Raw genomic sequence first — 12,269 nt, 5'->3', positions numbered from 1 at the left:
TTTAATCAACTAAAAAATTAACCAATATGAAATCAACGTTAAAAGCACTTTTTTTGTTGGGTTTTACTATGTTACTTTTATGCTGTAACACCACGAAAGAAGACTCAGAGCAAACAGACACTTTAGTAGGAGAGGAAGCGGTAAGGAAATATACATTGTTTTTATCTATTGATGGTGGAGGTGTGAAGGGAATTGTTCCTGCAACCATTTTAGCACAACTAGAAAAAGATTTAGGGAAACCAATTTATGAACTATTTGATGTAATAGGAGGAACTTCTACGGGAGGAATAATCTCTATTGGGTTAACTACTCCAAAACTTCCAAGTAGTACACGTGCCACAGTACCAAGAACTGCTGCGGAAATTCAACAAATATATTTGCAAAACTGCGGAGAAATTCTTTATCCAAATAAATACCAAACAGGACCATATTATTATGCGGAAAGTGGCGGCTCTCCTTCAGTTGGAATTGAACCATTTTTACAAGGACTAGTAGGGCAATCTTATACAATGAAACAGGCTCACGATAATATGGTAAACCTACCAAATAGTAGAGTTCGTGAAGTATTTACTACTTGTTACATTGTAAATAGTAATGGAGGTAAGCATACAAGTGTAACCAAAGGAGTAGATTATGGACCATATCAATTTACATGGAGTAAAGCAATTAATTCATCTATTAATGAAAACTACTATGTTTGGGAAGCTGCTAGAGGAACGAGTGCGGCACCAATATTTTTTCCAATTGCTAATGTTGGAGGAGGAAAACACAAAAGATCGTCTGCAGATGAAAAATGGGTAATTGATGGAGGAGTGGTCACAAATAATCCTGTAATTACGGGACTAGAGTTTATCCGAAAGCGACAAGGTACTTTGGACAATGTGGTGGCAATTTCATTAGGTTGTGGAATTAACCCGTTTAATGGAGGTGTAGGAGTAACTAATCAAGCGGTAAATTACCAACCTTATGGACAGAAGTATGGATTTTGGAATTCCACCAATTGGATTGTAGAAGATTTGTACAATCTTGCTGAAGATGATGCAGGTCGTGGTCGCTTGATTGAATTATTAATGTTTGCAAATCAATTTACAGCCGATAGTCAACTGGAAAATATGATTCAAACAAGTGCTATAAAAGATGGTGTTCGAATTCAGCCCATGTTACCACAAAATATCAATCAATCATTTGATTGTAGCGTAGTAGGACAACTACAGCAAGCAACAATTCATTACATAACTCAGGATTCTATTGGAGTGGCAGAATATACTAAGTTGAAAAATTTGATTCATCAATATCATTAGTCTTTTCAAAAATATTAGTTTATCTTGTTCTCATAAAATGTATTAAAAATCTAATTATGAAAATTTTGAAAAAACTGTGTTTTGCTCTTGCTACTTTATTTTTCTTATTCTCATTTACAGCACCAGAAGGAGAACATGTAGGAAGATGGAAAGGAAAGGACAAAGGAGATATAGGATACCTTACATTGACCAGTGAAGGTTATGCCACATTTGAGTTTAATGGTCAAACAATGGGAGGAAAATCATACAATCATCAAGGAGTTAATGCGGCAATGAAATACACTGTAAATTATGGAACTTCACCAGCTTCTATTGATTTTATTATTGTAGATAACAAAGACAACGAGGAAATGGGACGTTTAAAAGGTATTATCAACATGAAATCAAGAAATGAAATGCAAATGGCATTACGATTTGGAGGAGGTGCAGGCAGACCTACAGATTTTTCAGTAGATGCAATTGTTTTTAATCGTGTAAAATAATTTTTAATTTCATATAATAAATAGAAAACCTCGTCGCTAGATGAGGTTTTTTTATAAAAAAATGTTTAAAACTTTTCAAAGACTCCTAAGCCAAACAGTGCAAAATCATATTTTACAGGATCATTTGGGTCAAGTTTTCGTAAAGTAGTATCTAACTCTAGTAATGCTTTGGCGTCATTTTGCTTTCGTTTTAAAAGACCAAGCTTTCTAGCTACATTTCCAGAATGTACATCTAACGGACATGATAATTGAGAAGGAGATAACGATTTCCATATACCAAGATCAACGCCGGTGTTGTCATTACGCACCATCCAACGTAAAAACATATTGATTCGTTTAGCAGCACTTCCTTTTTTTGGGTCAGACACATGTTTGCGAGTTCGTTCAGGATGCGGAATGCTAAAAAAAACTTCTTTAAATTCTGAAATAGAGTCTTGCAAATTCTCTGCTTTTGCATTGGCAAAAACCGCTTCCAGTCCACCGTAATTTTGATAAATATTTTGCAAAGACTTGATAAAAAAAATCAAATCAGTTCCGTTGAAAGTTCTATGTACAAACATTTTCAATTTTTCCAAGTCGTCTTCGGTATGATTCATTACAAAATCATAGGGAGAATTACCGAGTAGCACCATCATTTTGTTGGAATTATTAATAATCATCGTACGATTTCCCCAGGCAATAGTAGCTGTTAAAAAACCTGCAATCTCGATGTCTTCTTTTTGTTGAAATTGATGTGGAATTTGAATAGGATCACTTCCCACAAATTTAGGCTGATTGAATTCAATTACTTTTTCGTCGAGAAAAGATTGTAGCTCAGTTAGATTCATCTAATATGGCATATTTATTGTTGAGCAAAAATAATTATTATTTTTATCTCCAATCAACCATAACTATGTATAAAAACCCTATACAATTCATATTCAGCACTATTTTCTTTTTTTGCGGATATCTACAAGCACAAACTTTACAGGGAACTATTGTAGACCATAAATCAAAAGAACCTTTATATGGTGTTTCTATCTATTTTGATGGAACTACCAATGGAACTGCAACTGATATGAACGGAAAATTTTCGATTCACTATCAACCATCTACCAAATCACCTCTTATTGTTAGTTATTTAGGATATGAAACCCAATTGTTTGACGTGCGGAAGCTGGAAAATGATGTGACTATTTATCTAATTCAAAAGCCACAATCATTGGAAACAGTGTATATAGAAAATGATCCGTGGTCGCGCAAACAGAAATTAGAGATTTTTAAACGTGAATTTATCGGAAAAACGATTGATCCTAAAGAATGTGAAATTTTAAATGAAGATGATATCAAATTGGTCTACAATCCTGCGACGCAAACCTTGAATGCCTACGCAGATAAACCAATACGTATTCGAAACAAGTATTTAGGGTATCATGTATCATACAATATAGAAGAGTTTTCCGCGCAATTACAGGAAACTTTTTCAGGTATTGTACTTACCAAAAGTGTATATGTAGAAGGGTCCAGTTTTTATAGTGAATTACATAAAAAACTACGTAGAAAACATAGAAAAGCACGAGAAAAAGAATACGGACAATCTGTGTTATATTTTATGCGATCGTTGGCAAATAGACAATTGAAAGAAAATGGTTTTCAAGTCTTTCACAAAGGTTTTATTGTGCCTCCTTATAAATATTTTGACATTAAAAAAGAAGGCGAAAATACCCATGTAAAACTTGAGGCAGAACGTTTAGTAATCGTGTACAATCGTTTTCAAAAATCATTCATGACTATTTTAGATGAAAACAAAGAATTTACGATTAATAAATATGGCAACTATTCACCTCCAAAAAGAGTCTCTTTTGGAGGTGTGTTGGGAAATAAACGTATAGCAAATACATTGCCATTGGATTATAATTTATAAACTTTTTTCCAATTGATCTTCTAGTGTATACATAAAAGAAATAATTGCTTGTATTTCTTGATTAGAAAGATGTAATGAATCGGCAGGAAGTGTTTGATTTTCTAGTTTAATTCCGATGCCTGCGCCACCGCCAAGATTGTAAAATTTCAATACTTCTTCAAGTGTATCGTAAACACCATTGTGCATATAAGGAGCTGTTTGGGAACTATTTCTCACAGTTGGTGTTTTAAATGCATATTTTTTTAATGCTACTTTTGCATAATGATAACGCCCTAGGTCGTCATCAATAGTTGCATTTTCCCAGATTTTTGTATTGGGAACTCCTAATACTTCCAATTCACTTTCAGCAAAATACGGAGGAACTGTTCCATTGAAAATAGGAGCAAAGTGACACGTCGCACATTTTGCTTTTCCCATAAATAAATTAAAACCCAGTACTTCTTCTGCAGTAAGCGAGGTTTCTTTTCTAGAAATATTTCTATCAAATTTAGAATTGAACGGAGTCAATGTTCGTATGTACGTTGCAATTGCATTCCGAACAGATTTATGATCAATTCCTTGTTTGTACAACTTTTTAAAACGTTCTGTATATGCTAAATTGTTCATTAATTTGCCAATAATCATTTCGGTATTGGCATGAAATTCTTTTTCATTGTTGATTACATCTAAAATCTGATTTTCCAAGTTTGTAACACGTGCATCGTAAAATTGTGCTTGCTGTAAACTCGCATATAATAGTGTAGGAGAGTTGCGTTGTACCATATTTCCTTGATTATCGACTGAAAAGCGTAATCCATCTGTAAATGCTTTTTCGGGTTGGTGACAGGTTGCGCAACTCATAGTTCCTGATTCTGAAAGTGAAGCATCAAAGAACAAGTCTTTTCCTAATTGTGCAATTTCAGGTGTTATTTTTGGACTGTAACTTGGTTTGAATGCATTGGCGTTGAATGTTTCTTCTGCAAAAAATGAATCAATTCCATAATTCAATTTTTGTTGTAAAGGAAATTCTACTTGCCAATCGGTCACAGTTTGATTCCATAATGAAAGCATTGGATGCAAATGATCTTTGATAAATGTATACCGATCAAACGAATCAAAATCTTCTGCTTCATCAAAAGCATTTTGTGCAGCTTGCAACGCATGAATCCAATCTTGATATAACTTTTGATTTTTAAAGTGTGATGCATAGAGCTTAAAATATGTTTCCAAACTCACAAAAACTTCTCTGTTTTCAGGAATAGAATGTAATAATACAGGCGAATCAAATCCTGAAATTCCTAAAGACATTACACGAACCAAAGCTTGTCGTGTTAACCATAAAAATTTATAGTCGGTATGTTTTAAGATTGAATTGTGCTTTTGTTCCAATCGCAATTTTCGATAAATATCATTTGCATACGAATGTACAATGGTAGTATCAATTTTTGTAGCTGTGATAGCTTCTTCTAGCGCTTGAAAACCCGAAGCTTCAATCACTTTTTCTGCATTATCACCTTCGTCAATTTTAGGTAAGTTAGCCTTATTTAGTCCATAATAATTAGCACTATTATAAAAAGACAAAATAGGTTCCAATCGTTTAAAAGTTAAACGAGATTTTTTAAAATAGTATTCAATACTGTCTATTGAAATAGCTTTTTGTAATGATGCCACATTTTGAATACACAATTCCAAATCGTTCGCAAATTGTGCTTTGATTGCGGTAATAACTGTTTCACTTGTATTTGTTGGAACTGGTGTAGTTTCTACGGTGTTTTTACAAGAAAACAGGCACGTTATATATATCAGAAAGAGGCTTACAATTGAAGCCTCTTTCCCTAGATTGAGTTTATATTGCATAGTTATCTAGCTAATCCTTTTATGACTAATAAAATACTGCCTTCATTGTTGCTGTTTGCATCTGTTCCAGCACCATCAGGATTTAGAAATGCATCATTTTTCCACGAGTGTGCTTGTTGGATGAGTAAAAATGTATCAGGTTCTCCAATTACATCAGAAATATCAATCATCCCTGTTAATTCCCATCTTCCCCAACGATCGTCAAAACTAGCATAGCCATTATCAACAGCTTCTACAGTTCTATGAGCAGATTCTAATACTACTTTCAACTCTCCTGTATTTAAATTGTATTGATATAAATATGCATCGTGCTGTTTTACCATATCATCTACGTATCCGTTTGGATCTTCTTGAATGTACGCATAGTTTTCAGTTACCAAGATATTATCAGGACTGTGAAATGTTTTTGCAGTTCCTGCAAGGTCATCACCGTCAAGCACTAAGGTTAATTTCCCTGTTAATGGATTGTTTTCGTCTAATACTAATTTGTAAGTACGACCGTATTTTGTACGAGTATCTGAGTTTGAAGAATGTCCTGTTGCGTTGAAATAGATTTCTCTATTCGCAGCAGGCGAACCTTTTCTGTAATCAATATCTTCTACACGGTTAAACGCCATTACTCCTTTAGCAATACTCTCTGTGTTTAATTCGTTGTAAGTAGTTTGTTCTAACTGAACAAATTCTACTGTATATTCTGTTCCTGTAAGTAAATCTTTATCAGTAACCGTTCCGTCACCAACCTTCATTCCGTATAAGCTTCCTCCATGTAAGTCACCAACAGTGTTTGATACATACATGGCTAACTGTCCTCCAGCGTCACCGCGGCTATCGTCACCAATCATCACGATAGTTTTTCCAGCATACGCATCTTTGTGTAGCGGAACTGCATTTTCAATAGTCCATTGTCCCATAGCAGGCAACACCTCTGCAACACCTGCATCATTGGCAGATTTGTAAGGATCAACTACAAAAACATTGTTGGTAGGCATTGCTCCCCATTCGCCACCGCTTAAATATAAAGGACCAAAACCATGTTCTTCTGGCGTAGCCAAACTACCTGAACATTGCGCTGTGTTTCCAGTTGCATCAGAATTTAAAATATATTCTCCTTTGATGGGTTTAAAAGTTTCATCAAGAGTAATGCGAGCAATTGAATAATCGGCCTCAATATTATTGATTAATGTAAATGTTCCATCGCTATTTCTTAACAATCCACAACCATCTGCCATACTTCCGTACACAAAGTTTGGTGATTGTGGCAATGTATCTTCAGAGCTTAAAATACTATATACTTCAATAGTATTAAATTCTGCTTGAGGAGTTACAAAAGCAGGAGTTGTAGAGTGATTTTTTAGTTCAATCACAGCGTTATTAGAATTTGGGTTTGTCACAGTATTATTATCATCACTGTCACATGACACGAACGCAATTAATCCGGTAAGTGCCAAAAATTTTGAAATAGTTTTCATCGATTTGTTAGTTTGCAAATTTTAGTTGCACAAAACTATCAATGCTGTGTTAGTGAAATTTTAGCGAAATATTGTTTTACGTTTATCTGTGTATTAAGAGAACGTTTCGAGTTTAAATTTGTATGAAATCAAAAAATGGGCGTCATTTTGTGTATAGATATTTATATTTTATAGCCTTCTTTCATTGGATTACAAAAAAAAAATCAAGTGTTTTACTTCCTAACTAAATAACAATAGAGAATGTTACTTGTTACTACATGAGTTTATGCTGTTTTTTAGTGTAATGTGTTTATTATCAGATTCTTTTTAAATGCTCTCTTCTGTTCAAATAAATCAATTTTGTCGGAAATGTAACAGCATTATGCGGGATTGTTACAGCTATAAAAACTCTTTGAAACTACTTTTGTCATGTAATATTCAATTTTAGTCTTGCCTCAAACTAAAATTAATTTTTAAATAAAGAAATGAACCAATGTTTCGTAGGAATATACCAAAATAATAACAACATACAACTTCAAGACCATGAAAAGAGGAAGGCTATTAAAAATTATTTTAACTATTATACTTACAAGTTTTAGTTTATCTATTGGAATATCACAAACATTTACAGTGAATGGGTTTAATTTTAATGTATTATCAACCAATCCAAATGAAGTAGAAGTTACAGGAGGAAGTGATGGTAGCTCGCCATTGACCATTCCGAGTACAGTAACAGACAATGGAATAACGTATACTGTTACTACTATAGGAAACTCTGCGTATAGAAATGGGACAAGCAGTGTAATACTACCCAATACAATTACCACCATTAAGTTTCGTGCATTTAGAAATAATGGTGGATTAACCACAATTACGCTTCCAGCAAGTGTTACAACTATTGAAGGAGAAGCTTTTGCTTTTGGCGGTTTGGTTGAAATTATTGCTTTAGGAACTGTGCCAGCTTCTATAAGTAATAGTTCATTTAGTAATCGTAGCACTATTGATTTAACCGTACCTAATGGTTCAGAAGAAGATTATTTCAACGCAGGTTGGACAGGTTTCAAAACGGTGAATGGTGAATTTCCGCTTGGAGGTGACTTTACAGCAGGCGATTTACAATATAAAGTGATAGGGAAAAACCCAAATAGAGTTTCGGTACTTGGACGCACAAATACTGCACAAACAATTGCCATTCCAGCAGTCGTTCAAGAACCAGTGTTTAGTGATAACTACACAGTTGAAGAGGTAAACATTAGGGCTTTTAAAAATGCTTCTTTGACTAGTGTAGTTTTTCCAAACACATTAAAAATTATAGGAGTAGAGGCGTTTGAAAACAACAACTTGACAACTGTTACATTTCCAGCTTCACTCACAGAGATTAATGACAAAGCATTTAGAACCAATTTATTGACAGAAGTCATCTCACAAGCTGTTAATGCACCGACAATCGTAAATTCTGGTATAGAAAATCGTAATGATATCTCACTAACAATTCCAAATGGTTCAGAAGCAAATTATGTTTCAGCAAATTGGACTGGTTTTTTTAGTGTGAATGGAACGCCAGAAATAGGTGTTAATTATTCAGTAGATGGATTCAATTACACGACACTAAATGTATCTCCTAATGAAGCACGCTTAAATAGTGGAAATGCTAGTAATACAGATTTAGTGATTCCATCCACAGTGACAAAAAATGGAATAACCTTAACTACAACGGTTATAAAGGAAAGGGCGTATCGATTTGATAATTTGAATAGTGTAGTTTTACCTAATTTAGTAGAAACTATCGAAGCAGAAGCTTTTCAAGGAAATAATTTAACTACCATTACCTTGCCTTCTACGCTTACTACTATTAATGCCAGAGCTTTTAGAGGAAATCCGCTAACTTTTGTAGAAGTACTTGCTATAACGCCGCCAAGTGTAGAAAATTCAAGTATAGAAGATCGTAACCTTATTGATCTTGCGGTGCCTAATGGTTTGGAAAACACATATATTGCAGCAGGTTGGACTGGTTTTAGAACAATTAATGGTAATTTGTTTGAAGGGAACGTGTTTGAAGAAGGTAACTTTCAGTATCAAGTACTTTCAAAAAATCCCAACACAGTTGAGTTATTAGGACAATTAACAGGAGCTCAAAATATAGTCATTCCTACCACAGTAACGAGTTCTATTGGTAATAATGAAACATTTACGATTGTATCTATTGGAACTGCTGCGTTTGAAAATGCCAATCTATCAAGTGTAGTTATGAGCAATACCATTACAACGATTAGTACAAGAGCTTTTAGGAATAACAATCTGACTAGCATTACGTTGCCATCTAACATAGAAACTATTGGCGTCAATGCATTTCGTGAAAACCAGATAGGAAATGTTAGTTTTCCGGCGAGCTTGACAACTTTAGGAGCTTTTGCTTTTCAATCGAATGCATTAACAAGCATAACTATTCCGAGTAGCATTACTGTGATTGAATCGAATACATTTGACGGAAACTTACTCACTTCAATCACTATTCCATCAAACATTACTTCTATTGGAGCGAACGCATTCATAGGAAATCCATTAACATCGGTTACAGCAACTAGTGCCACGCCAGCAACGGTTGATAGTTCAAGTTTTGGTACACGTACTATGCTTCCGTTAACGATTATTCCAGATCAAGCTACTGTTATTAATGATTATCTCAACAATGGTTGGACAGGTTTTGCTTCAATCAATGGTACATTTAATGTAGGCGGGCAGTTTATTGAAGGCGATTTTACTTATGAAGTGACTTCTATTGCGCCAGAAACGGTGAAGATTATCAATCGAGTTACAACAACACAAAATATTACGATTCCAAATACAATTCTAGAAACAACTACTTCAACAACTTTTGCAATCACCGCGATTGACAACAATGCGTTTCAAAATACAGATATTACGGATGTACTTATAGGAAGTAACATATCAACTATTGGTGTCAATGCTTTCGCAACCAGTTCATTGGCTACTGTAGAAGCGTTGGGAAACACACCTGCAACGATTGATGTTACTTCTTTTGGAACGCGAGAAAACATCGCATTAAGGGTTCCGACGGGTGCTGAAACAGCGTACGAAAATGCAGGTTGGACAGGGTTTTTCTCTATCAATGGAAATGGCATCACCGTTGGAAATCAATTTACGTTCAACGCTATTCGCTATGAAATTCTCTCATTGTCACCAAACACGCTCAAAGCAATTGGTAGAGATGGTGACGTTCCTAACGGAGATTTCATCTTTCCAGAGCTCGTTTCCAAAGGCGGAATTGATTTTACGATTACTATCATTGGAAACTCCGCATACCGAAACAGAGGTGTACGTACGGTAAGCTTTCCAAGTACATTGACTACGATAGAGTTTAGAGCGTTTAGAGATAATAATAATTTACTCAGCGTTACCATTCCAGAAAACATCACAACTATTGGTGGAGAAGCTTTTTTTGGGGGAGGTTTACGAGAGGTCATCTCGGAAGGAAGTACGCCAGCAAGTATTTCTAATAGTTCGTTCGGATCACGCACAAACGTAGATGTTTTCATACCGTCAGGAACCACACAAGCCTATGAAAATGCAGGTTGGATAGGATACAAATCATTAATAGAACAAGGAACGACCATTTTAGAACCTAAAGTGTACTTACAAGGCGCATTTTTCAATCCGACTTCGGGTGAAGAAACTCTCATGCGTGACAATCTCCGCGTTGCGGGACTCATTCCGACCACATCTCCATACAATGACGCACTTACGTGTAATAGCAATGTATTCAACGCAACAGGAAACAATGCTATTGTAGATTGGGTTTTTGTGGAATTGCGTGATGCTGTTGATAATACCACTATTGTGGAAGGAAGATCTGCATTGCTACAACGCGATGGAGATGTAGTAGACGTGAATGGTTTGGGAATTCTTCAATTTGCCTCGCCAACAAGTAATTACTTTGTCGCAATTCGTCATAGAAATCATTTAGGAGTGATGACAGCAAATGTACAGTTGTTAACAGGAAATAGGGTAGTGCTTGACTTTACAAATGCAACAAATCCTATTACTTTTGGAAGCAATGCGCAAACCATAGCAGCTATGCCAGTAGGAACGCTAGGAATGTGGGCAGGAAATGTAAACGGAGATACGATTGTCCAATACTCAGGAACTACACCTGATGCACCAGAAATTCTTTCGTTAGTACTCAATGATCCAGGAAACTTCTTAAACTTTTCAACCTTTATTGTAAGTGGATATAATACCAACGATCTTACGATGGATGGAAGTATACAATACGAAGGTGTCAATCCAGATGCGCCTTTCATATTGCAAAATGTACTCGCACATCCAGGGAACTTTTTAAACTTTAGCACATTTCAAATACAAGAACAATTACCAGAAAACTAAACATCATGAACAAAATTACTATTACAAATTTATGTATGGCAATCTATTGCTTTTTTAGCTTACAGATAAACGCACAAGAAAACTACACGTACACACTTATTGACAATGGAAGTTATAGTTTTACGATAGCAGTAGTGCCTGATCCTAGTGCATCCAACTTTCCTACTTCAGTACAGAGTTATGGATTTACGATTATTGTCCCAGATGGTGTTACAGCTACAGTAATATCGTCATTAGGGAATGGAGCAGGCGCTACTTTCTTTGACGGAACCAATGTAGGCAATCCAAGCATTGATGGATATCTTATCACAGAAACTTTAGGAACGCCAATTGCGTTGCCAGCACCATCAGCAGGAACAACTTCCCCAATGGTAACCATTCAAATCAATGGAGCTCCTACAAGTGGAATTTTGGAAATACTAGCGAACGATTCTTCATTAGCCACAACGGTTACGCCTCTTAAAAGCTTTTTGACCGCAGACACAACCGATGATGGATCTGCCAATTTTTCAAACACTGTAGATTCTAATGGATCAGGATTATCAGGAACAAGTTCGTTTGACTTTGCCACACTAACGGTAAAAGAAATAGCACTGGCAAATGTTTCTATTTATCCAAATCCAGCATCTTCATTTGTATTCATCAAAAATCAACAACAAAATATTGAACGTATCACAATTTATTCAATGAATGGACAGTTGATAAAATCAGAAACACAACCATTAGAAAAAATGGATATCAGAGATATTCATAGTGGTATTTATATTTTAAAAATTGATACGGCAAAAGGAAGTAAAAGTGTCAAGTTTGTTCGTCAATAATAACATTATAACTTTTGTATAGATTTCAAAAAATATACCCGATAGACCATGTGCTATTTTATATCAAAAAAATA

8 protein-coding genes are annotated in these 12,269 nt (G+C 35.1%); 5 read left to right on the top strand and 3 right to left on the bottom strand.

From position 1 onward, the window contains the following. Nucleotides 1-26: 26 nt before the first annotated feature. Nucleotides 27-1,301 carry a patatin-like phospholipase family protein gene (locus AA088_RS09330; protein ID WP_046744721.1) on the top strand — a complete coding sequence of 425 codons (1,275 nt, stop codon included), beginning with the start codon at nucleotides 27-29 and terminating at the stop codon, nucleotides 1,299-1,301. 56 nt (nucleotides 1,302-1,357) lie between these two features. Then, on the top strand, nucleotides 1,358-1,783 hold the full coding sequence (locus AA088_RS09325; protein ID WP_046744720.1) for a hypothetical protein: 426 nt from the start codon (nucleotides 1,358-1,360) through the stop codon (nucleotides 1,781-1,783). A gap of 65 nt (nucleotides 1,784-1,848) precedes the next feature. Here AA088_RS09325 and AA088_RS09320 read toward each other — a convergent pair whose 3' ends face one another. Continuing rightward, nucleotides 1,849-2,610, bottom strand: a complete 762-nt coding sequence (locus tag AA088_RS09320; protein ID WP_046744719.1) for a TIGR02757 family protein — start codon at nucleotides 2,608-2,610, stop codon at nucleotides 1,849-1,851. A gap of 65 nt (nucleotides 2,611-2,675) precedes the next feature. Here AA088_RS09320 and AA088_RS09315 point away from each other — a divergent pair, with 65 nt between their 5' ends. After that, the gene (locus AA088_RS09315; RefSeq protein WP_046744718.1) at nucleotides 2,676-3,686 is read left to right on the top strand and encodes a carboxypeptidase-like regulatory domain-containing protein; all 1,011 of its coding nucleotides are present in this window, start codon (nucleotides 2,676-2,678) and stop codon (nucleotides 3,684-3,686) included. On the opposite strand, the gene AA088_RS09310 is transcribed toward AA088_RS09315, so the two are convergent. Continuing rightward, nucleotides 3,681-5,522 carry a cytochrome-c peroxidase gene (locus AA088_RS09310; protein ID WP_046744717.1) on the bottom strand — a complete coding sequence of 614 codons (1,842 nt, stop codon included), beginning with the start codon at nucleotides 5,520-5,522 and terminating at the stop codon, nucleotides 3,681-3,683. The two genes, AA088_RS09315 and AA088_RS09310, sit on opposite strands and share 6 nt — an antisense overlap. A gap of 2 nt (nucleotides 5,523-5,524) precedes the next feature. Then, a complete protein-coding gene (locus AA088_RS09305) occupies nucleotides 5,525-6,991 on the bottom strand; it encodes a PhoX family protein (protein ID WP_046744716.1) in 1,467 nt (488 codons plus the stop codon). A 522-nt stretch (nucleotides 6,992-7,513) separates the two neighbouring features. On the opposite strand from AA088_RS09305, the gene AA088_RS17655 reads away from it, so the two are divergent. Further along, nucleotides 7,514-11,374 carry a leucine-rich repeat domain-containing protein gene (locus tag AA088_RS17655; protein ID WP_052752845.1) on the top strand — a complete coding sequence of 1,287 codons (3,861 nt, stop codon included), beginning with the start codon at nucleotides 7,514-7,516 and terminating at the stop codon, nucleotides 11,372-11,374. A 5-nt stretch (nucleotides 11,375-11,379) separates the two neighbouring features. Then, on the top strand, nucleotides 11,380-12,195 hold the full coding sequence (locus AA088_RS09295) for a T9SS type A sorting domain-containing protein (protein ID WP_046744715.1): 816 nt from the start codon (nucleotides 11,380-11,382) through the stop codon (nucleotides 12,193-12,195). Nucleotides 12,196-12,269: the final 74 nt, after the last annotated feature.

Origin of the sequence: Kordia zhangzhouensis, assembly GCF_001005305.1 — a bacterium.
Lineage (GTDB): Bacteria > Bacteroidota > Bacteroidia > Flavobacteriales > Flavobacteriaceae > Kordia > Kordia zhangzhouensis.
This window is presented reverse-complemented; position numbering and strand designations above follow the sequence as displayed.